This window comes from Streptomyces sp. JW3 (assembly GCF_052216785.1).
Classification (GTDB): Bacteria; Actinomycetota; Actinomycetes; order Streptomycetales; family Streptomycetaceae; genus Streptomyces.
The window spans coordinates 12,648-31,884 of sequence record NZ_JBQOUX010000090.1 but is presented as its reverse complement, the minus strand read 5'-3'; the positions used below and the strand labels follow the sequence as shown (position 1 = coordinate 31,884).

20 protein-coding genes and 1 pseudogene are annotated in these 19,237 nt (G+C 74.2%); 13 read left to right on the top strand and 8 right to left on the bottom strand.

Annotated features, from left to right (window positions below; translation table 11 throughout):
- Both ACTT8P_RS28900 and ACTT8P_RS28895 read right to left on the bottom strand, forming a co-directional pair.
- Positions 1 to 244, bottom strand: a pseudogene (locus ACTT8P_RS28900) (alpha/beta hydrolase); the annotation flags it as partial.
- 105 nt (positions 245 to 349) lie between these two features.
- Complete coding sequence (locus ACTT8P_RS28895; protein WP_442834709.1) at positions 350 to 601, bottom strand: hypothetical protein; 252 nt, start codon at positions 599 to 601, stop codon at positions 350 to 352.
- 115 nt (positions 602 to 716) lie between these two features.
- Here ACTT8P_RS28895 and ACTT8P_RS28890 point away from each other — a divergent pair, with 115 nt between their 5' ends.
- Positions 717 to 1,622, top strand: a complete 906-nt coding sequence (locus ACTT8P_RS28890; protein WP_442834708.1) for a LysR family transcriptional regulator — start codon at positions 717 to 719, stop codon at positions 1,620 to 1,622.
- 157 nt (positions 1,623 to 1,779) lie between these two features.
- Here ACTT8P_RS28890 and ACTT8P_RS28885 read toward each other — a convergent pair whose 3' ends face one another.
- Positions 1,780 to 2,343, bottom strand: coding sequence for an NAD(P)H-dependent oxidoreductase (locus ACTT8P_RS28885; RefSeq protein ID WP_442834707.1), 564 nt, complete (start codon positions 2,341 to 2,343; stop codon positions 1,780 to 1,782).
- 131 nt (positions 2,344 to 2,474) lie between these two features.
- Between ACTT8P_RS28885 and ACTT8P_RS28880 the strand changes: the two genes are divergently transcribed.
- Complete coding sequence (locus ACTT8P_RS28880) at positions 2,475 to 3,146, top strand: TetR/AcrR family transcriptional regulator (RefSeq protein ID WP_442834706.1); 672 nt, start codon at positions 2,475 to 2,477, stop codon at positions 3,144 to 3,146.
- Positions 3,147 to 3,271: 125 nt separating this feature from the next.
- Complete coding sequence (locus ACTT8P_RS28875; RefSeq protein WP_442834705.1) at positions 3,272 to 4,279, top strand: LacI family DNA-binding transcriptional regulator; 1,008 nt, start codon at positions 3,272 to 3,274, stop codon at positions 4,277 to 4,279.
- A gap of 29 nt (positions 4,280 to 4,308) precedes the next feature.
- Here ACTT8P_RS28875 and trxA read toward each other — a convergent pair whose 3' ends face one another.
- Positions 4,309 to 4,692 (bottom strand): thioredoxin, encoded by a 384-nt coding sequence (gene trxA, locus ACTT8P_RS28870; protein WP_442834704.1) that lies wholly within the window; start codon positions 4,690 to 4,692, stop codon positions 4,309 to 4,311.
- 120 nt (positions 4,693 to 4,812) lie between these two features.
- On the opposite strand from trxA, the gene ACTT8P_RS28865 reads away from it, so the two are divergent.
- A complete protein-coding gene (locus tag ACTT8P_RS28865) occupies positions 4,813 to 6,246 on the top strand; it encodes a dihydrolipoyl dehydrogenase family protein (protein ID WP_442834703.1) in 1,434 nt (477 codons plus the stop codon).
- A gap of 236 nt (positions 6,247 to 6,482) precedes the next feature.
- Here the strand turns inward: ACTT8P_RS28865 and ACTT8P_RS28860 are convergent, their stop codons facing one another.
- A complete protein-coding gene (locus tag ACTT8P_RS28860) occupies positions 6,483 to 7,127 on the bottom strand; it encodes a peptide deformylase (protein ID WP_442834702.1) in 645 nt (214 codons plus the stop codon).
- Between the two features lie 139 nt (positions 7,128 to 7,266).
- On the opposite strand from ACTT8P_RS28860, the gene ACTT8P_RS28855 reads away from it, so the two are divergent.
- Positions 7,267 to 8,685 (top strand): PepSY-associated TM helix domain-containing protein, encoded by a 1,419-nt coding sequence (locus tag ACTT8P_RS28855; protein ID WP_442834701.1) that lies wholly within the window; start codon positions 7,267 to 7,269, stop codon positions 8,683 to 8,685.
- Positions 8,686 to 8,716: 31 nt separating this feature from the next.
- On the opposite strand, the gene ACTT8P_RS28850 is transcribed toward ACTT8P_RS28855, so the two are convergent.
- Positions 8,717 to 9,073, bottom strand: a complete 357-nt coding sequence (locus ACTT8P_RS28850) for a tetratricopeptide repeat protein (RefSeq protein WP_442834700.1) — start codon at positions 9,071 to 9,073, stop codon at positions 8,717 to 8,719.
- Positions 9,074 to 9,183: 110 nt separating this feature from the next.
- Complete coding sequence (locus ACTT8P_RS28845; protein ID WP_442834699.1) at positions 9,184 to 9,861, bottom strand: GntR family transcriptional regulator; 678 nt, start codon at positions 9,859 to 9,861, stop codon at positions 9,184 to 9,186.
- Between the two features lie 108 nt (positions 9,862 to 9,969).
- On the opposite strand from ACTT8P_RS28845, the gene ACTT8P_RS28840 reads away from it, so the two are divergent.
- From ACTT8P_RS28840 to ACTT8P_RS28805, 8 genes are all read left to right on the top strand, one after another.
- Entirely contained in the window at positions 9,970 to 10,932 is a 963-nt protein-coding gene (locus tag ACTT8P_RS28840) for a sugar phosphate isomerase/epimerase family protein (protein ID WP_442834698.1), read from the top strand.
- A 112-nt stretch (positions 10,933 to 11,044) separates the two neighbouring features.
- Positions 11,045 to 12,040 carry a 4-hydroxythreonine-4-phosphate dehydrogenase PdxA gene (locus ACTT8P_RS28835; protein WP_442834697.1) on the top strand — a complete coding sequence of 332 codons (996 nt, stop codon included), beginning with the start codon at positions 11,045 to 11,047 and terminating at the stop codon, positions 12,038 to 12,040.
- Positions 12,041 to 12,094: 54 nt separating this feature from the next.
- Positions 12,095 to 13,546 (top strand): GntT/GntP/DsdX family permease, encoded by a 1,452-nt coding sequence (locus tag ACTT8P_RS28830; RefSeq protein WP_442834696.1) that lies wholly within the window; start codon positions 12,095 to 12,097, stop codon positions 13,544 to 13,546.
- 21 nt (positions 13,547 to 13,567) lie between these two features.
- The gene (locus tag ACTT8P_RS28825; protein WP_442834695.1) at positions 13,568 to 15,367 is read left to right on the top strand and encodes a dihydroxyacetone kinase family protein; all 1,800 of its coding nucleotides are present in this window, start codon (positions 13,568 to 13,570) and stop codon (positions 15,365 to 15,367) included.
- Between the two features lie 16 nt (positions 15,368 to 15,383).
- Positions 15,384 to 15,857: a ribose-5-phosphate isomerase gene (locus ACTT8P_RS28820; RefSeq protein ID WP_442834694.1), complete on the top strand. Its 474-nt coding sequence runs from the start codon at positions 15,384 to 15,386 to the stop codon at positions 15,855 to 15,857.
- Positions 15,854 to 16,681: a triose-phosphate isomerase family protein gene (locus ACTT8P_RS28815; RefSeq protein ID WP_442834693.1), complete on the top strand. Its 828-nt coding sequence runs from the start codon at positions 15,854 to 15,856 to the stop codon at positions 16,679 to 16,681. The genes ACTT8P_RS28820 and ACTT8P_RS28815 overlap by 4 nt, the downstream gene beginning before the upstream one ends.
- Before the next feature lie 37 nt (positions 16,682 to 16,718).
- Complete coding sequence (locus tag ACTT8P_RS28810) at positions 16,719 to 17,045, top strand: hypothetical protein (RefSeq protein ID WP_442834692.1); 327 nt, start codon at positions 16,719 to 16,721, stop codon at positions 17,043 to 17,045.
- A 125-nt stretch (positions 17,046 to 17,170) separates the two neighbouring features.
- Positions 17,171 to 18,532 carry a DUF3500 domain-containing protein gene (locus tag ACTT8P_RS28805; protein ID WP_442834691.1) on the top strand — a complete coding sequence of 454 codons (1,362 nt, stop codon included), beginning with the start codon at positions 17,171 to 17,173 and terminating at the stop codon, positions 18,530 to 18,532.
- 30 nt (positions 18,533 to 18,562) lie between these two features.
- Here the strand turns inward: ACTT8P_RS28805 and ACTT8P_RS28800 are convergent, their stop codons facing one another.
- Entirely contained in the window at positions 18,563 to 19,225 is a 663-nt protein-coding gene (locus tag ACTT8P_RS28800) for a TetR/AcrR family transcriptional regulator (protein WP_442834690.1), read from the bottom strand.
- Between the last annotated feature and the right edge of the window lie 12 nt (positions 19,226 to 19,237).

The following is a 19,237-nucleotide window of genomic DNA, read 5'->3' as shown; positions in this document are numbered from 1 at the left end:
CGGCCGGTCCGGCCGGGCGGCAGACCAGCAGCGGCACGTCGGGTGCGCCGGGCGGACCCGGCACCAGCCGCTCCGCCGCCTCGAACGCGCCGCCCAGAGTGGGGTCCAGGACGGCAGCCAGTTCCCGGGCCTGGGCGCGGCGGGCGGGGAGGTCCCGCAGGGCGAGTCCCGGCCCGAAGTCCGCCGGGGCGGCGTCCAGGACGGCGGCGACTTCGGGGTCGAACGGGGGCGGGACCTGCGGCATGGTTCTCCGTACGTCGTCGGGCGCGGACGCGGGTGCGGGTGCGGGCCGTCCCGTCGTCCCTACCCTTGTGCCCCGGTCGTTGCCCCTTCTGCCCGGGTCGGCCCGCTACAGGCCCGGCCTGCGCGCCGGCCGGCCGGACGGGGCCGGCGGGACCGGCGGGGCCGGCGCGGGACGGCTGCGGGAGACCACGCGGCTGCCGCCGCCGTCGACGACGACCCGCATCTGGAGCGAGCCGCAGGCGCACCGGGACCACACCGTGTGCCCGGTGGCCGTGCGGTGCCGGGACACCACCTGGTAGGGCTCGGCGCCGTCCGGCCAGCCGCAGTGCGGGCAGGCGGTACCGGTCGTGCTGGTCATGGCGGCTCCTTGTCCGTGCGCGGTCACTGATCTTCCCGTCACGGCCAAGGGTGCGGCGGAACATCCGTTCACGTCCAGGTTGACTTCGCGGACCTCATTGTGAAGCGTGGCCTTCATGATTGACCTGCGCCGGCTGCACGTTCTCAGGGCGGTCGCCCACTACGGCACGGTCACCGCCGCCGCCCACGCCCTGCACTTCACGCCGTCCGCCGCCTCCCAGCAGATCCGGCAGCTCGCCCGGGAGCTGGGCGTCGACCTGCTGGAGCCGCAGGGCCGCGGGGTACGGCTCACCCCCGCCGCCGAGAGCCTGCTCACGCACGCGGACGCCATCCAGGCCCGCTGGGAGGAGGCGGAGCTGGACCTGAGAGCGGGCCGGGCGCAGCCCGCCGGACCGCTGCACGTGGCCGGGTTCGCGGCGGCCGTCTCGATGCTGCTGGCTCCGATGGCGGCCCGGCTGCGCGAACGCCATCCCCGGCTCGCCGTCCGGGTCCGGGAGGCCGGCGTACCGGACAGTTTCGACCTGCTGTTCGAGGGGGCGGTGGAGCTGGCCGTGGTGGAGGCGACGCCGCACAACCCGCCACCGGGGGACGCCCGCTTCGACCAGCGGCCCCTGCTGGACGAACCGTTCGACCTGGTCGTGCCCGAGGACCACCCGCTGGCCGGCCGGGACGGGGTGGACCTGGCGGACGCGGCGCACGAGTCGTGGATCGCGCCGATGCCCGAGAGCCCCTGCCGGACCCATGTGATGGCGGCGTGCGGCGGGGCCGGTTTCACCCCCGACGTGGTCCACCACGCCGTGGAGTGGGACGTGACCGCCCACCTCGTCGCCCACCGCCTCGGCGTCGCGCTGATCCCGCGGCTGGCCCGGCTGACCCCAAACCTGCCGATCGCCCGGGTGCGCTGCGCCGGCCACCCGCACCGCACGCTGCTGACCTGCACCCGGCGCGGCGGCCACCGGCGTCCGGCCCTCGCCGCGGCGCTGGCGGAACTGCGGACGCTGGCGCCGACGGCGGTGGCCTGACGCGCGCCCGCGCAACGCGAACGCGGGCCGGAGCCCCGCTGGACTCCGGCCGCGCGCAGGGGAAAGGACCGGAGCCGGAGCCCCGCTGGACTCCGGCCGCGCACACGAGAAAGGGCCGGAGCCCCGCTGGGCTCCGGCCCCTTTCCGCGTTCGCCGATCAGGCGGCCGCGATCTCCCCGGCGTGGCCGTGCAGCCGCGCGACGACCTCGGTGAGCTGGGCGGCGACCTCGGAGTCGTCCACCGGGTGGGTCTCGGCGAAGCGGGTCACCGAGCCCGGGATGGACAGCTTCAGGTCCTCGATCACCTTGCCGCCGGCGATGCCCACGGCCTTGCGGGTGTCGTCCTGCGCCCACACGCCGCCGTACTGGCCGAAGGCGGTGCCGATGACGGCGACCGGCTTGCCGCCGAAGGCGCCGGCGCCGAACGGACGGGACAGCCAGTCGATGGCGTTCTTCAGCACGGCCGGCATGGTGCCGTTGTACTCCGGCGACAGGATCAGGAAGGCGTCGGCGGCCTGGGCGGCCTCGCGCAGCCGGGCGGCGGCGGCCGGCACGCCGCCCTCGACGTCGATGTCCTCGTTGTAGAAGGGGACCTCGGCCAGGCCCTCGAAGATCTCCACCTCGGCGCCGGCCGGGGCGAGCTTGCCGGCCGCCTCGGCGAGCTGGCGGTTGTGCGAACCGGCGCGGAGGCTGCCGACGAGGGCGAGGATACGAACAGACATGGTGATGACTCCAGGCACTGAAAACACTGCGGAAGACTGCGGATGCGAATCCGGACCGAGGTCCGTTTAAAGTTCTAGCACCTTAAGCGGACCGCGGTCCAGTTTTCTTCCCGATGCTTTACGCTGACGACATGTCCGCCACCCTCCCGCCCAGCCCGAAGCCCCCGGTGCCCGTCGATCCGCCCCAACTCCTCCAGCTCGGCATGGGTCCGCTGGAGCGGGAGCCGTGCCTGCGGGCGGACGCCGCGCGCAACCGGGCCCGGCTGCTGGAGGCCGCCGCCCGGCTGATCGCCGAGCACGGCGCGGCCGGGGTCACGATGGAGGCGGTGGCGGCCGCGGCCCAGGTCGGCAAGGGCACGGTGTTCCGCCGCTTCGGCGACCGCACCGGACTGCTGATGGCGCTGATGGACCACTCGGAGAAGAAGTTCCAGGCCGCGCTGCTCAGCGGCCCGCCGCCGCTGGGGCCCGGGGCGCCGCCGGTGGAGCGGCTGCGCGCGTTCGGCTGCGCGCTGCTGCGCCGCGCCAGCGAGGAACTGGACCTGCAACTGGCCGCCGAGCCCGGCCCCGAGCGCCGCTACACCGTCCCGGCCCGCCGCTTCCAGTGCGCCCATGTCGCCCTGCTGCTGCGCCAGACGGCCCCGGACGCCGACAGCGAGTTGCTCGCGCACACCCTGATGTCCTCGCTCGACCCGGTGCTGGTCCACCATCTGACCGTGCAGTGCGGGCTGCCGCTGGCCCGGCTGGAGCGGGCCTGGCTGGACCTGGTGGCACGGACCACCGGGACGCCGTCGCCGCGGTGCTGACGACGCCGGCCGACTATTCCTGACGTTCGGTCAACTCGCTTGTCATGCCCGGGACTTGGTCTGATCCGGACTATCTTCCCCCGGCCGACGGCCCGCACCGCGGCTCTGCCAAGATGCCGTACGTCATGGTGCAGATACCGAACCCGCCCGTACCCACGAGCGCCGATGTGGCCCGTCTGGCCGGCGTCTCGCGCGCGACCGTCTCCTACGTCCTGAACAACACCCACGCGGTGCGGATCAGCGAACCCACCCGCCGCCGGGTCCGCGAGGCCGCCGAACAGCTCGGCTACGTCCCGCACGCGGCGGCCCGCACACTGCGCGCCGGGCACAGCCGCACGGTCGTGATGCCCGCGCCCGCCTTCCCCACCGGCCCGCTCTACACCCGGTTCGTCGGCGAACTCCAGGGGGCCCTCGGCCAGCTCGACTACACCGTCGTGCAGTACGGCGCCGGCGGCCCCTACGGCGACGACGACGCCCGCGCCTGGGCGGAACTGCGGCCGATCGCCGTACTGGTCCCCGGCCCCGGCCTCGGCCCGCGCGGCGTGCAACTGCTCAAACGCTCCGGCGCCCGCGCGGTGGTGACCTTCGGATCCGAGGCCGTGGACGGCGCGCACGCCCTGCTCATGGACCACCGGACCGTCGGCCACGCCGCGGCCCGGCATCTGTACCAGCGGGGGCGCCGCCGCATCGGCGTGATCATGCCGGCCGAACCCGGTCTGCGGCTCTTCTCCCTGCCCCGCCTGGAGGGCGTCCGCCGGGCCCTGTCCGGCACCGACGCCACCCTGACCGAGCTGCCCCTCGGCTACGAGGAGGAGGCCGCCGCCCGGCTCGCCGCCCGCTGGGACACCCTGCGCCTGGACGCCGTGTTCGCGTACAACGACGAGTACGCCATGCTGCTTTCCCGCGCCCTCCAGGACGCGGACATCGCCATCCCGGAGCGGACGGCCGTCATCGGCGCCGACGACCTGGTACTCGGCCGGCTGCTGCGGCCCCGGCTGAGCACCGTCCGCCTCGAACTGCCGGCCGGCCGGGAACTCGCCGCCCTCGTCGACCGCGCCGTACGCGAACCCGGCACCGTCCCCGAGCGCCGCACGGCACTGGGCGTCCGGGTGGTGCACCGCGACTCCAGCTGAGCCCCGCACGGGGGGCGGGGCACCGCGGCCTACTCCCCGTTCTGCTCCGACTGCGACTGCTGCTCGGCGACGGCCTTGCGGACCTCGTCCATGTCCAGCTTGCGGGCCTGTCCGATGACATCCGTCAGCGCCGCCTCGGGCAGCGCGCCCGGCTGCGCGAACACCGCCACCTGGTCCCGGACGATCATCAGCGTCGGGATGGACTGGATGCCGAAGGCCGCGGCCAGCTCCGGCTGCGCCTCGGTGTCCACCTTGCCGAACACCAGGTCCGGGTTCTCCTCCGCGGCCTTCTCGTAGACCGGGGCGAACTGCCGGCACGGCCCGCACCAGGACGCCCAGAAGTCGATCAGGACGAACTCGTTGTCCGTGACCGTCTGGTCGAAGTTCTCCTTGGTGAGCTCCATGGTGCTCATGGCTGATCCCTCTTCCTGGTTCGGGGGCGGGTGCCGTCGGCGCAAACAGCGACGGTCCAGTGGGTATTCCGCGCACGTACCCATGTGGCCCCGGCGCACACCACCCACCAGACTGACCCCATGACGGAAACGGAATCCAACGTGTACGACGTCGTGGTGATCGGCGCCGGACCGGTCGGCGAGAACGTCGCCGACCGCACCCGGGCGGCCGGGCTGAGCACCGCGATCGTGGAGAGCGAACTGGTCGGCGGCGAATGCTCCTACTGGGCGTGCATGCCCAGCAAGGCGCTGCTGCGGCCGGTCATCGCCCGCGCCGACGCCCGCCGCACCCCCGGACTGCGCCAGGCGGTACAAGGTCCCCTCGACACCGCGGCGGTCCTCGCCCACCGCGACTACTACACCTCCGACTGGAAGGACGACGGCCAGGTCCAGTGGATCGAGGGCATCGGCGCCGACCTGTACCGGGGGCTCGGACGGCTCGCCGGGCCGCGCACCGTGGAGGTGGCCGGGCCGGGCGGCGAACGGCGGGTACTGACCGCCCGGCACGCGGTCGCGGTCTGCACCGGCAGCCGCGCCGCCCTGCCGCCGCTGCCGGGGCTCGCCGACGTCCGCCCCTGGACCAGCCGCGAGGCCACCAGCGCCCATGAGGTGCCGGGCCGGCTGATCGTGGTCGGCGGCGGCGTGGTGGCCGTCGAGATGGCCACCGCCTGGCAGGCCCTCGGCTCCCGGGTCACCGTCCTGGTCCGGGGCGGGGGACTGCTGGACCGCATGGAGCCGTTCGCCGGGGAACTGGTCGCCGCCGCGCTCACCGAGGCCGGCGCCGACCTGCGCACCGGCACCTCCGTCAAGTCCGTCAGCCGCGAGAACGGCACCGTCGTCGCCGTCACCGACAGCGGCGAGCGCATCGAGGCCGACGAGATCCTCTTCGCCACCGGACGCGCGCCGCGCACCGACGACCTCGGCCTGGACACGGTCGGCCTGGCGCCGGGCTCCTGGCTGACCACCGACGACAGTCTGCGGGTCACCGGCCACGACTGGCTGTACGCCGTCGGGGACGTCAACCACCGGGCCCTGCTCACCCACCAGGGCAAGTACCAGGCACGGATCGCGGGCGCCGCCATCGTCGCCCGGGCCTCCGGCGAGAGCGGCCTGGACGCCGGACCCTGGGGCGCGCACGCCGCGACCGCCGACCACGCCGCCGTCCCGCAGGTGGTCTTCACCGACCCCGAGGCGGCCTCCGTGGGCCTCACCCTGGCCGAGGCCGAGCAGGCCGGGCACCGGGTCCGCGCTGTCGACGTCGACCTCGCCACGGTGGCCGGCGCCGGGCTCTACGCCGACGGCTACCAGGGCCGCGCCCGGATGGTGGTCGACCTGGAGGACGAGATCGTGCGCGGGGTGACCTTCGTCGGCCCCGGGGTCGGCGAGATGATCCACTCCGCGACCGTCGCCGTCGCCGGCCAGGTCCCGGTCAGCCGCCTGTGGCACGCGGTCCCGTCGTACCCGACGATCAGCGAGGTGTGGCTGCGGCTGCTGGAGTCCTACCGGGACAACTGACCGCCTCCCGGCCGGTGCGGGCGGCCCGGGGCGCGTCCCGCACCGGACCCGGGGCGGGGCGTGGTTCCGCCGGGCGAGGGCCCGACGAGCAGAGAGGGGTGGCTGCGGTTCCTGGGGGTCCTGCCGGGACAGCCGGCCGCGTCCCGGCCGGTGCGGGCGGCCCGGGGCGCGTCCCGCACCGGACCCGGGGCGGGGCGCGGCGCGGTGCTGCCGGCCAAGCGTCCGCCGGGCGGCGTTCAGGGCAGGTCGAAGCCCAGTGCCGTCGCCGCCTCGTGGGGGGTCGGCTGGGTCCAGCGTTCCGTCATCGACCGGGCCGACGCCAGTGAGCGCGGCTCCGCGCGGTCCACGTAGAGCGTCCCGTCGAGGTGGTCCGTCTCGTGCTGCACGATCCGGGCGGGCCACCCGGTGACCACCTCGTCCAGCGCGCGGCCGCGCTCGTCCGCCCCCGTCAGCCGCACCTGAGCGTGCCGGGCCACCACCGCCTGCCAGCCCGGCACGCTCAGACAGCCCTCGAAGAACGCGGCCCGGCCCGGCCCGACCGGCTCGTACGCCGGATTGACCAGCACCCGGAACGGCTGCGGCACCCGCCCGCGCGCCTGCCGTACCTCCGGCGGCACCGGCGCCGGGTCCTCGAGCACCGCGATCCGCAGCGCCACCCCCACCTGCACGGCCGCCAGGCCGACTCCCGGCGCCGCCCGCATGGTGACCCGCAGCGCCTCGACGAACCGGGCCAGCAGCGCCGGTTCCAACTGCCCGTCGAACGGCTCGGCCGGGCGCCGCAGCACCGGATCGCCGGCCTCGACGATCGGCAACGGGCCGGCCCCGGCCAGGAGTTCTGCGACCTGCTCGGCGAGTGGCGTACGTGCGGCCCAAGTTCCCATCGCGCCAGCATGCCACGGCCCACTGACACCGCCCCGCCCGCGAGTGACGCACGCCACACACCCGGCCGGGAACCCGACGCACCCCGGGGCCGACCACTGAACCGCCACGCCGCCGCCGACCACCCCCGGAGAGACGCCCATGACGACCGCTTCCCCGACCACCACGGACGAGGCCCCGCAGCCGCCCGCCGCGCCGCCGACGCCCGGCCGCTGGTCCCCGCTGCGCCCCCTCGTACTGCGCCTGCACTTCTACGCCGGGGTGTTCGTCGCCCCGTTCCTGCTAGTCGCGGCCGTCACCGGTCTGCTGTACGCCGCCTCCTTCCAGGCCGAGAAGCTCTTGTACGCCCACGAGCTGACCGTCCCCGACGTGGGGGAGCGCGCGCTGCCGGTGTCCGAGCAGGTCGCCGCCGCCCGCAAGGCGCACCCCGAGGGCACCGTGTCCGCGGTCCGCCCCGCGCCCGAGGCCGACGCCACCACCAGGGTGATGCTGTCCGGCGTCGCGGGCGTCGACCCCGCCCACACGCTCGCCGTCTTCGTCGACCCCTACACCGCCGAGGTGCGCGGCGCCCTCGAACAGTACGGTTCCACCGGCGCGCTCCCGCTGCGCACCTGGGTCGACGAGTTCCACCGCGACCTGCACCTGGGCCAGACAGGGCGCCTGTACAGCGAGTTCGCGGCGAGCTGGCTGTGGGTGATCGCCGGCGGGGGACTGGTGCTGTGGTTCTCCCGGCGCCGGGCCCGCCGCGCGGTACGCGGCACCAGCGGCCGGCGCCGCACCCTCGGCCTGCACGGCGCCACCGGGGCCTGGCTCGCGGCCGGGCTCGTCTTCCTCTCGGCGACCGGCCTGACCTGGTCGACGTATGCCGGGGCCCATGTCGAGAAGCTGCGCGTCTCGCTCGGCCAGACCACCCCCGCCGTCTCCTCGGCCGCGGCGGGCGGCGAGCACGCGGGGCACGGCGCGGCGGCGGGCACCGGCGGGGACGCGGCGCCCGGCGTCGGCCTGGACACGGTGCTGGCCGCCGCCCGCGCCGAGGGCCTCGGCGACCCGGTGGAGATCGTCCCGCCCGCCGACGCGTCCACCGCGTACGTGGTGAAGCAGGTGCAGCGCAGCTGGCCGGAGAAGCAGGACGCGGTCGCCGTCGACCCGGCGACCGGCGAGGTCACCGACGTGCTGCGGTTCGCCGACCACCCGGTGCTGGCCAAGCTCACCCGTTGGGGCATCGACCTGCACACCGGCAATCTGTTCGGCCTGGTCAACCAGCTCGCCCTGATGGCGCTGGCGCTCGCGCTGATCCTGGTCATCGGCTGGGGGTACCGCATGTGGTGGCAGCGCGGCCGGGGCTCGTCCTTCGGCCGCCCGATCCCGCGCGGCGCCTGGCAGCAGGTGCCGCCGTACGTCCTCGTACCGCTGCTGGCCTGCGTCGCGGTCCTCGGCTACTTCCTGCCGCTGCTCGGCATCCCGCTCGCGGCGTTCCTCGCCGCCGACATCGTGCTCGGCGAGATCGCCCACCGCCGGGGCCGGCGGACGTACGCGAACGGCCCGGCCGCGAAGCGCTGAGCCTCGGGGCCGGGCCGGCCGTGCGGCCGGTTCAGACCTCCGCGAAGTCGCCCGCGAGGGCCGCGGCGATCCGCAGCTGGGAGTCGGCCTCGTCCTGGCGGCCCTGCCGCTCCAGCGTCCGGCCCAGCATCAGCCGGGCGTAGTGCTCCACCGGGTCGCGCTCGACGACGACCCGCAACTCGGCCTCCGCGCGGCGCAGTTGCGCGGAGTGGTAGTAGGAGCGGGCCAGCAGCAGCCGCGGCCCGGTCTGCTCCGGCGCCTCCTCGACCAGCCGGTCGAGGACGCGGGCCGCCGCCGCGTAGTCCTTGGCGGCGAAGAACATCCGGGCGCGCTCCCAGCGCTCCGCGGGCGTTCCGTGGTCGTAGTAGGTCGGTCGGGTGGTGTTCACGGGTGGCCTCCTTCGGACCGGTCAACCACGCGAGGTGGTTGAACATTCCACGATCCACGCGGCCCCTCTCGTCGCCGGCCCGGGCCCGCGCGGCGGTCGCCGGGCCCGCCCTACCGGGCCGCCCGCACTCGCTCCAGCAGCTTCTCCAGATGGGTGCGCATGGCCGCCGCCGCCCGCTCGGGGGAGTGGTCGCGGAACGCGTCCACCACCGCGGCGTGCTCCGCGCAGCTCTCGTGGGCGTCGCTGATCACGTGGTCGTCGAAGGCCCGGTAGCGCTGCATGTAGCCGTTGAAGGAGTCGAAGACCTGCTCCAGGAACGGGTTGCCGGTGTTGGCGGCGATCAGGCTGTGGAACGCCCAGTCGGCCTGGAGGAACGTCTTGAAGTTGGCGTAGTGCGGGCCGGTCGGCGCGGTGCGCTGGGTCTGCACGGTCTGGGCCAGCGCCGCCACCAGCCCGTCGTCGGCGCGCGCGCAGGCCCGCTCGGCGTTGGCCGGCTCGAGCAGCAGCCGCAACTCCACGAACTGGGCCATCTCCTCCCGGGTCGGCAGTTCCGCGACCCGGTAGCCGCGCCGGGCGAGCCGCCGCACCATGCCGGTGGCCTCCAGCCGGGCCAGCGCCTCGCGCACCGGGGTGGCCGACACCTGGAGCTGCTGGGCCAGTGCCTCGGTGCGCAGCGGCTCCCCGGGCTTGAGCGAGCCGTCCACCAGCATGGCGAGCAGCGCCTCGTGGACACCGTCGGTGAGGACCTGCCGCCCGTTGAGGAACGGCGGGGGGTCGGGCAGCTCCATGGGTCTCCTCGTCATCTCTGCTCTCCCCGAAGTCAATCAGGTGTTGACGTGCTCCGGGAGGCGGGGCTAATTTTCTATAGAAAATTATCTATCGACTCGGAAGTGCGCATGAGCGACACCGCATCCCGCCCGGTCCCGGCCGCCGAGGAGTGGCCGATAGCCGCGGCGATGCTCCAGTTCCCGGCCAGCACCCCGGACGGCGGCCCGGTCCAGGACTCCGCGCCGGAGGTCTGGGGCGAGGCGCTCCGGGAGGTGGCCGCGGCCGGCTTCCGGCACGTCGACCCCACCGACTCCTGGCTGCGGGTGGCGGACCTGACCGAGGCGCGCCGCGAGGACTTCGCCCGCGAGGCCAAGCAGGCCGGACTGGCCGTCCCGGCCGTCTCCACCGCCCGCCGCAGCGTCATCGACCCGGTGCACGGCACCGACAACCTCGCCTACGGCCACCGCGCCGTGGACGCCGCCGCCCATCTCGGCGCCGGCGTGGTCTCCTTCGGCCTGTTCGAGGCACTGGCCCCGGCCCAGCGGGACGTGCTGTGGTTCTGGACCGCGCCCGGCCCGCGCAACCCCGACGACCCGGAGGTCTGGCGCCTCGCCGTGTCCCGCATCCGGGAGCTGGGCGAACACGCGGACAGCGTCGGCGTCGACGTCACCCTGGAGATGTACGAGGACACCTACCTCGGCACCGCCGACCAGGCCGTCCGCTTCGTCGAGGCCGTCGGTCACCCCCGCGTCGGCCTCAACCCCGACCTCGGCAACCTCCAGCGCCTGCACCGCCCCGTGGAGCGGGCCCGCGCCATGGTCGAGAAGACCCTGCCGTACGCCAACTACTGGCACGTCAAGAACTACTTCCGCAGCGAGGACCCGGCCACCGGCACGGTGCTGACCTTCCCCGCGCCCATGGAGTACGGCGTGATCGACTACCGGCACGCCGTGCGGTACGCGATCGAGCACGGCTTCCGGGGCGCCTTCTGCGTCGAGCACTACGGCGGCGACGGCCTGAGCGTCAGCGCCACCAACCGCGACTACCTGCGCCGGCTGCTGGCCCAGACCCCCGGCGTTCCCCGCGCCTGAGGGCGCCTCCCACTGCCGGCGACCGCGTCCGGAATGTGGAGAACGTCTCACTCGCCACCCACCCGCACCCGAGCGACGTAGCGTCGCCCTCGTACGAAGGAGCACGTGTCCCATGTCCGAAGCCCACCGTCCCACCCTGGCCCTGACCCTGGGCGACCCTTCCGGCATCGGCGGTGAACTCGCCGCCAAGCTGCTGGCCTCCGGTGAGCCGCAGCGGCTCGCCGACATCCTGGTCGTCGCCACCCGCGAGGAACTCGACCGGGCCGCCGCCCAGGCCGGAGTCGAGGTCGACGTCGCCGACGCGCCCGGCGACGGCCGCCCGGTGCTGCGCGACCCCGGCCGGCCCGGCCCGCTGCCCACCGTCACCGGTCGCGTCGACCGCGAGTGCGGGGTGTGGACCAAGGCCGCCCTGGAGTACGCGGTCGGCCTCGCCCAGGCCGGGGAGGTCGACGGCATCTGTTTCATGCCGCTGAACAAGGCCGCCCTGCACGAGGCCGGCATGCACGCCGAGGACGAGCTGCGCTGGTTCGCCGACCTCATGGCGTACACCGGCCCCACCTCCGAGATCAACGTGCTGCCGAAGCTGTGGACCGCGCGGATCACCTCGCACATCCCGATGGCCGAGGTGGCCGACCGGATCACCGCGGACCGGGTCACCGAGATCGTCGCCATGTTCGAGGAGATGCTCCGCGACTCCGGCATCGAGGCGCCCCGCGTCGGCGTCGCCGCGCTCAACCCGCACAACGGCGAGAACGGCATCTTCGGCCGTCACGAGATCGACGAGATCGCCCCCGGCGTCGCCGCCGCGCGGGCCGAGGGCATCGACGTCCAGGGCCCCTTCTCCGCCGACACGATCTTCCTCAAGGGCCGCGACGGCCACTTCGACGGGATCGTGACCATGTACCACGACCAGGGCCAGATCGCGATGAAGCTGCTCGGCTTCGACGGCGGCGTCACCATCCAGGGCGGCCTGCCGGTGCCCATCACCACCCCCGCGCACGGCACCGCCTTCGAGATCGTCGGCAAGGGCGTCGCCGACACCAACTCGGCGCAGAACGCCTTCCGGATCGGCGCCACCATCGCCGCCCGCCGCCTCGCCCGCGCCTGATCCAGGCCCCCTGTCCCGCACCCTCCTCCTCAACGACGAGATGAGGACGACGAAATGCACTCGTCGCTTTACATACTCGGCAGCGGTGTCCTGGCCGTCGCGCTGCTCGTGCTGCTGATCGCCAAGGCGAAGCTGCACCCCTTCATCGCCCTGCTGATCTCCACCCTGCTGCTCGGCCTGGCCAACGGCCTGGGACCGACCAAGACGGTCGAGACGATCACCGACAACTTCGGCTCCACACTGTCCGTCACCGGACTCGTGATCGCCATGGGCACCGTCCTCGGCGGCATCCTGCTCAACTCCGGCGGCGCCGACCGCATCGCCGAAGTACTGGTGGGCAACCGGGCCGCCGTCTGGATGCCGATCAGCATCGGCGTGGCCGCCGTCATCATCGGGCTGCCCAACCTCTTCGAGGTCACCTTCGTCCTGCTGGTGCCCCTCGTGTACTCGGTCGCCCGGCGCTACAACAAGAACCTGCTCGCCGTCGGCCTGCCGATGGCCGCGGGCCTGATGACCTCGCACGCCCTGCTGCCCCCGGGCCCGGCCACGGTCCTGGCGGCCGGCGCCTACGACGCCAGCCTCGGCATCACCATCCTCTACGGCATCCTGGTCGGCGTCCCCGTGCTGCTGGCCGGCGCCCTGCTCTTCCCCCGCCTGATCGCCCGCTGGAACATCACCGGGGACACCGAGGGCGGCGCCCTCGAAGCGCTCGGCCACGGCAGCGGCCCGGCTCCGGGCCGGCCGCGCACCGCCGACAAGCCCGGTACCGCCGGCACCGGCGGCGGCACCGCCACGGCCGTCCGCACCGAGGTCGCCGCGCCCAGCACCGGGCTCCCCTCGCTGGCCGCCTGCCTCAGCACCGTCCTGGTCGCCCCGGTGATGATGATCGTCGGCACCCTGCTGCCCGACGCGCTGCCCGAGCACGGCTGGTACAGCCCGCTCTTCGACGCCATCGGCAACCCGGTGATCGCCCTGCTGGCCTCCGTGCTCTACGCCTACTGGGTGCTCGGCGTCCGGCTCGGCAGCACCGGCGCCACCCTGCTCGCCAACACCAAGAAGGGCCTCACCCCGGTCATCAGCCTGCTGCTGATCGTCGGCGCGGGCGGCGCGCTCAAGGGCATGCTCCAGGGCATCGGACTGAGCGACATCATCGCCGACAACACGGCGAGCTGGTCGATATCGCCGATCCTGTTCGCCTGGCTGATCGCCGCGATCTTCCGGATCGCGCTCGGCTCCGGCACCGTCGCGGTCGCCGCCGCCACCGGCATCATCGCCCCGCTGCTCGCCCAGCACCCGGGCACCCCGGTGGAGCTGATCGTGCTCGCCACCTGCACCGGAGCGATGATCTTCTCCCACGTCAGCGACGGGGCGTTCTGGATCTTCAAGGAGTACTTCGGCCTCACCGTGCCGGAGACGCTGAAGACCTGGAGCCTGCTGGTCACCGTGCAGTCGGTGGTGGGCCTGGCCGCCATCCTCCTGGTCGACGCCGTCGTCCAACTCGTGTAGCCCGATCCGGAGTTGAGTGTCATGACTCGCCTGTTCAACGATCCCGACGCCTTCGCCGCCGAGGCGCTGGAGGGATTCACCGCGGCCCACGCGGACCGGGTGCGCGCCGTGCCCGGCGGTGTGGTCCGCCGGGGCGGCCCGGTGGCCGGCCAGGTCGCCGTCGTCATCGGCGGCGGCTCCGGCCACTACCCGGCCTTTGCCGGACTGGTCGGCCGGGGCCTGGCGCACGGCGCCGCCGTCGGCGAGGTGTTCGCCGCCCCGTCGGCCGGCCGGATACGCCGCCTCGCCCGCGCGGCCGACGGCGGCGCCGGCGTCCTGCTCGCCTACGGCAACTACGCCGGTGACGTCCTGCACTTCGAGGAGGCCGCCCGGCAACTGGCCGCCGAGGGTGTGCCGGTCCGTACGGTGGCCGTCACCGACGACGTCGCCGGCGCCCCGGCCGACGCCCGGCACCGCCGCCGCGGGGTCGCCGGTGACCTGGCCGTCTTCAAGGCCGCCGGAGCCGCCGCCGAGTCCGGCGCCCCGCTCGCCGAGGTGGCCCGGATCGCCGCGTACGCCAATGCCCGCACCCGCACCTTCGGGCTGGCCTTCGCCGGGTGCACGCTGCCCGGCGCGGACGCCCCGCTGTTCGAGGTGCCCGCCGGGCGGATGGCGGTCGGGCTCGGCATCCACGGCGAACCCGGCCTCGGCGAGGCGGCGGCGCCCACCGCCGACGAGGCCGCCGAACGTCTGGTGGCCCGGCTGCTGGCCGAACTGCCGGACGGCGTGGCGCGGGCCGCCGGACAGCGGGTCGGCCTGCTGCTCAACGGCCTCGGCGCGCTCACCCACGACGAGCTGTTCATCGTCTACCGGCGGGTGGCGGCCCTGCTGGCCGAGGCGGACGTCACGGTCGTCGACCCCGAGGTCGGTGAACTGTGCACCAGCTTCGACATGGCGGGCCTGTCCCTCACCCTGACCTGGCTGGACGCGGAGCTGGAAGCCCGGTGGCGGGCCCCGGCCGACACACCCGCCCTGCGCAAGGGCGTCCTGGCGGTGGCCGGCGGCACGGGTCCGGGGACACCGGGCCCGTCCGGCGGGACAGACCAGCGCCGTGCGGCCACCGAGGCCGGCCCGAAGGCACCGGCCCGGCCCGGCCCGGCCGAGACCGAGCAGCCCTGCCCCGCCGCCACCGCGGCCTCCCGCCACCTCGCCCATCGCCTCGTCGGCATCCTCGACGCCCTCGCCGCCACCCTGGAGACGCACGCCGACGAACTGGGCCGGATCGACGCCGTCGCCGGTGACGGCGACCACGGCATCGGCATGGGGCACGGCTCGGCCGGCGCGCTGGCCGCCGCCCGGTCCGCGCTGACCGCCGGCGCCGGGGCCGGCACGGTGCTCACCGAGGCCGCCGAGGGCTGGTCCGACCGGGCCGGCGGCACCTCGGGCGCCCTGTGGGGCGTCATCCTGCGCACCCTCGGCACCGCGTTCGGGGACACCGGCCGCCCCACCCCGCGCGATGTGGCCGCCGCCGTCGGCGAGGCCGCCGACGCGGTCATGCGCGCGGGCGGCGCCGCGGTCGGCGACAAAACCATGGTCGACGCGCTGGTGCCGTTCGCCGCCACCCTCCGCGCCGCCACCGCCCGCGGCCTGGACCTGGCCACCGCCTGGCAGCAGGCCGCCACCGTCGCCACCGACGCGGCGGCCGACACCGCCCGGCTGCTGCCCCGGGCCGGCCGCGCCCGCAACCACGCCGCGGGCAGTCTCGGCACGCCCGACGCCGGGGCGCACTCCCTCGCCCTCGTCACCCGCACCGTCCACGACGCGCTGACCGACCACCACTGAGGAAGACACCGAAGACATGACTGACAAGCTCCGCGTAGTCGTCGGCTCCGACGACGCCGGCCACCAGTACAAGGAAGCCCTGAAGCGGGACCTGGCCGGCAGCGACCTGGTCGCCGAGGTCGTCGACGTCGGTGTCGACGCCGACGGCCACACGCCGTACCCCGAGATCGGTGTCGCCGCCGCCCGGCTGGTCGCCGAGGGCCGCGCCGACCGCGCGCTGCTGGTCTGCGGCACCGGTCTGGGCGTCGCCATCGCCGCCAACAAGGTGCGCGGCGTCCGCGCCGTCACCGCGCACGACTCCTTCTCCGTCGAGCGGGCCGTCCTCTCCAACAACGCCCAGGTCCTCACCTTCGGCCAGCGCGTCGTCGGCCTCGAACTCGCCCGCCGGCTGGCCGCCGAGTGGCTCACCTACCGCTTCGACGAGACCTCCGCCTCCGCCGCCAAGGTCCGGATCCTCACCGACCTGGAAGACCGGCAGGACGTCGCGTGACGACGCCCACCGTGCTCGGCGTCAGCCTGAAGATGTACCTGGGCCACCGCCGCACCCTTCAGTGGGCGCACGCCGTCGCCGACGTCGCCCGCACCCACCCGGCGCTGGCGGACGGCACGGCGGAACTGTTCGTGCTGCCGTCCTTCCCGCAGCTCGTGCCGGTCATGGACGCGCTGGCCGGCACGCCCGTGCGGGTGGGCGCGCAGGACCTGGCCACCGAGGACCACGGCCCCTACACCGGCGAGGTCAGCGGCGCCGCGCTGAAGGAGATCGGCTGCCGCTACGCCGAGGTCGGCCACGCCGAACGGCGTCGCCTGTACGGCGAGGGCGACACCACGGTCGCCGCGAAGACGGCGGCGGCCCTGCGCAACGGCCTGGTCCCGGTGCTCTGCGTCGGCGAACGCGACCGCGCCGCCCCCGCCGTGGCGGCCGAGCGCACCACCGCCGAACTGGACCGCCTGCTGGCCACGGCCGGCGCTCTCGGCGGGCTCGGCCCGGTCACCGTCGCCTACGAGCCCCAGTGGGCGATCGGCGCCCCGCGGCCGGCCACCCCTGAGCACATCAGCACCGTCTGCCGCGCCCTGCGCACCCGTCTCACCGCCGACCCCCGGCTGGCCGGCAGCCGGGTCGTCTACGGCGGCAGCGCCGGCCCGGGCCTGCTCACCGCGCTCGGCGCCGACGTGGACGGCCTGTTCCTGGGCCGTTTCGCGCACGACCCGCGCGCGGTGGCCGCCGTGCTGGACGAGTGCCTGGACCGCAAGGGCGTTGTCAGTGCCAGGCCCCAGAATGCGGTCAGCGAGATCAACTCCGGCCGGACCGGGTAGGCGGTCTCGGGTCCCGCCCCGCAGAAAGGTCTCGTCGATGCCGTCCACCACCGCCGGTCAGTCCAGCCCGGACACCGTCCAGGTCCTGCGCGTCGTCTCCGACGCGCGGACCCCGGTCTTCGTCACCGAACACCCCGGCGGGCGGCGCAGATACGGCTACTGGCGGCCGATGGAGCCCGGCACGGCGGCGGGCGGCTGCCATGTCGCGCTGCCCACCGCCGTCTGCGAGGAACTGCGCGCGGCCGGCCGGATCACCCTCGGCGAGCCCATCGTCGACGTGGCCAAGACGACCTACCGGGTCCGGGCCGTCCCCGCGCACACCGCCGCCGCCCGCACCCGTCGGCAGTGGCTCCGCGCGGCCTGATCGAGGGGCGCAAGTCCAACCAAAGTGCATAACACGTCAGTTGACCCCGGCTGAGGCAAGCATTCCTATCGCCCGCACAGCTTCCCGCCATCGTTTTCATAATTGTTGACGAAATCGTTCGGCACATGGTCAACGGAACGCACGGACACAAGCCCCGCACGCAGGCGGCGCACCGCTCCCGCCGATGGTTCATGAACAAGGCCCTGCTGGCCGGCGGCGTCTCCGCGGTCGCGGCCATGGGCGGTTACGCCGCCACCCAGGCCGGCGCCGAGACGACGGCCACCGCGGACGCCACCGCGAGCGCGAGCGCCAGCCCGTCCGGCCCGCCGGCCGGCGGCGGCTTCGGCCAGACGATCGCCTACGACGACTTCGTGGGCGTCACCACCGACGGCACGGTCGTCGAGGACCTCTACGCGATCCACTCCACCGGCGTCTCCACCGCCCCGGTGGTGCGCGCCGCCGCGGCCTTCGTCGACGCGCTCACCGACGACCAGAAGTCCGCCACCCTCTTCGACGTCGACGCCGACCAGTGGCTGGACTGGACCAACGTCGACTCCAACGACCGCGACGGCGTCGCGCTGCGCGACCTGACCGAGAAGCAGTACGCGCTCGGCATGAAGCTGCTGAAGTCGGCGCTGTCGGCGCGCGGCCTCAAGCAGGCGAACAGCATCCGCAAGCTGAACCACTTCCTCGGCGAGTACTCCGGCGACACCTCCAAGGCGCTGAACGAGGACGCCTACTGGTTCACCGTCATGGGCACCCCCTCGGCGACCGAGGCGTGGGGCTTCCAGTTCGAGGGCCACCACCTCGTCATCAACTACTTCGTCCTGGGCGACCAGGTCGTGATGACCCCGACCTTCATGGGCTCCGAGCCGACGAAAATCACTTACGACGGTGTGGACTACCACCTCTTCCGCGAGGAGACCGCCGCCGGACTGAAGCTGTTCCGCGCGCTGAACGCCACCCAGCGCGCCGCCGCGCTGTCCACCGCGGCGAAGACCGGCACCGACCTGATCGCCGGCGCCGGCCAGGACAACGCCGAGATCCCCTACGCGGGCGTCAAGGGCTCCGCCCTCGACCGCCGCCAGCAGCTGCTGCTGGACCTGGCCGAGGTGTACGTCGGCTACCAGGACGAGGGCCACGCCCGGGCCCGGATGCGGGACATCGAGAAGCACCTCGACGACACGTACTTCTACTGGATCGGCGAGTACGAGGACGACTCCGCGTTCTACTACCGCGTGCACAGCCCCGTCGTGCTGATCGAGTACGACGCCGAGTCCCCGCTCGCCTACCACGAGGACGAGGACGGCAGCTCGGCCTCGCCGTCCGCCTCGGCCTCCGCGTCCGCCTCCGCGAGCCCGGGCGCCGGCGGTCCCGGCCAGATGGGCGACCCCACCCAGCAGCACATCCACACCATCATCCGTACGCCCAACGGCAACGACTACGGCGTGGACCTGCTCAAGCTGCACCTGGCGACCGACCACTGAGGCACCCGGCAAGCCGCGGGGCCGGCCGGCTCACCCGTCTACGGCCGGCCCCGCCTTCCGTACCGCGTCCGGGTGCCCCACCGTGCCCAGGCTGAGCAGGACATGGCGCCGGGCCACCTCCTCGGCGCTGAGCGGGCCGTCCGGGCGGTACCAGCCGGCCACGCCCTGGCACATGATCAGCACCGCGCGGACCGCGTCCGCCGGTATCGGGGTGGTGAAGACACCCCGCTCGATGCCCGCCGCCACGGTGTCCAGCAGCATGTGTTCGAGATAGTCGCGCAGTGCCACGTACCGGGCCCGGTTGCCGGGCTCCAGGCTGCGGATCTCGGTGTCCAGGAACGCCAGGCCCTGCCGGTGGGCCATGTAGAGCACGATCGACTCCACCATCGCGCAGAACCGGGGCAGCGGTTCGTCGCCCGCCTCCTCGGCGGCGGCCCGGCAGCGGTCCAGGACGTCCTTGATGGACGTCTCCAGCAGGGTGGCGAGCAGCGCCTGCTTGTTCTCGTAGTGGTAGTAGAGCGCGGGGACCGTGACCCCCACCCGGCCGGCGATGTCCCGTACCGAGGTGCCGTGGTAGCCGTGCTCGCCGAACGCCTCCATCGCGTGCACCAGGATCGGGTGCAGGCCGAGCGGTCCGTATGTCCGCCAGTGCGGCGCGGCGGGGGCGGTGGTCTCTCGGGCGTCGCTTATCACTCGCTCAGTATA

Excerpts from the sequence above, each read along its gene's own strand:
- ACTT8P_RS28895 (WP_442834709.1), bottom strand. The coding sequence starts at position 601 with ATGACCAGCACGACCGGTACCGCCTGCCCGCACTGCGGCTGGCCGGAC.
- ACTT8P_RS28890 (WP_442834708.1), top strand. The coding sequence starts at position 717 with ATGATTGACCTGCGCCGGCTGCACGTTCTCAGGGCGGTCGCCCACTAC.
- ACTT8P_RS28885 (WP_442834707.1), bottom strand. The coding sequence starts at position 2,343 with ATGTCTGTTCGTATCCTCGCCCTCGTCGGCAGCCTCCGCGCCGGTTCG.
- ACTT8P_RS28880 (WP_442834706.1), top strand. The coding sequence starts at position 2,475 with ATGTCCGCCACCCTCCCGCCCAGCCCGAAGCCCCCGGTGCCCGTCGAT.
- ACTT8P_RS28875 (WP_442834705.1), top strand. The coding sequence starts at position 3,272 with ATGGTGCAGATACCGAACCCGCCCGTACCCACGAGCGCCGATGTGGCC.
- trxA (WP_442834704.1), bottom strand. The coding sequence starts at position 4,692 with ATGAGCACCATGGAGCTCACCAAGGAGAACTTCGACCAGACGGTCACG.
- ACTT8P_RS28865 (WP_442834703.1), top strand. The coding sequence starts at position 4,813 with ATGACGGAAACGGAATCCAACGTGTACGACGTCGTGGTGATCGGCGCC.
- ACTT8P_RS28860 (WP_442834702.1), bottom strand. The coding sequence starts at position 7,127 with ATGGGAACTTGGGCCGCACGTACGCCACTCGCCGAGCAGGTCGCAGAA.
- ACTT8P_RS28855 (WP_442834701.1), top strand. The coding sequence starts at position 7,267 with ATGACGACCGCTTCCCCGACCACCACGGACGAGGCCCCGCAGCCGCCC.
- ACTT8P_RS28845 (WP_442834699.1), bottom strand. The coding sequence starts at position 9,861 with ATGGAGCTGCCCGACCCCCCGCCGTTCCTCAACGGGCGGCAGGTCCTC.
- ACTT8P_RS28840 (WP_442834698.1), top strand. The coding sequence starts at position 9,970 with ATGAGCGACACCGCATCCCGCCCGGTCCCGGCCGCCGAGGAGTGGCCG.
- ACTT8P_RS28835 (WP_442834697.1), top strand. The coding sequence starts at position 11,045 with ATGTCCGAAGCCCACCGTCCCACCCTGGCCCTGACCCTGGGCGACCCT.
- ACTT8P_RS28830 (WP_442834696.1), top strand. The coding sequence starts at position 12,095 with ATGCACTCGTCGCTTTACATACTCGGCAGCGGTGTCCTGGCCGTCGCG.
- ACTT8P_RS28825 (WP_442834695.1), top strand. The coding sequence starts at position 13,568 with ATGACTCGCCTGTTCAACGATCCCGACGCCTTCGCCGCCGAGGCGCTG.
- ACTT8P_RS28820 (WP_442834694.1), top strand. The coding sequence starts at position 15,384 with ATGACTGACAAGCTCCGCGTAGTCGTCGGCTCCGACGACGCCGGCCAC.
- ACTT8P_RS28810 (WP_442834692.1), top strand. The coding sequence starts at position 16,719 with ATGCCGTCCACCACCGCCGGTCAGTCCAGCCCGGACACCGTCCAGGTC.
- ACTT8P_RS28805 (WP_442834691.1), top strand. The coding sequence starts at position 17,171 with ATGGTCAACGGAACGCACGGACACAAGCCCCGCACGCAGGCGGCGCAC.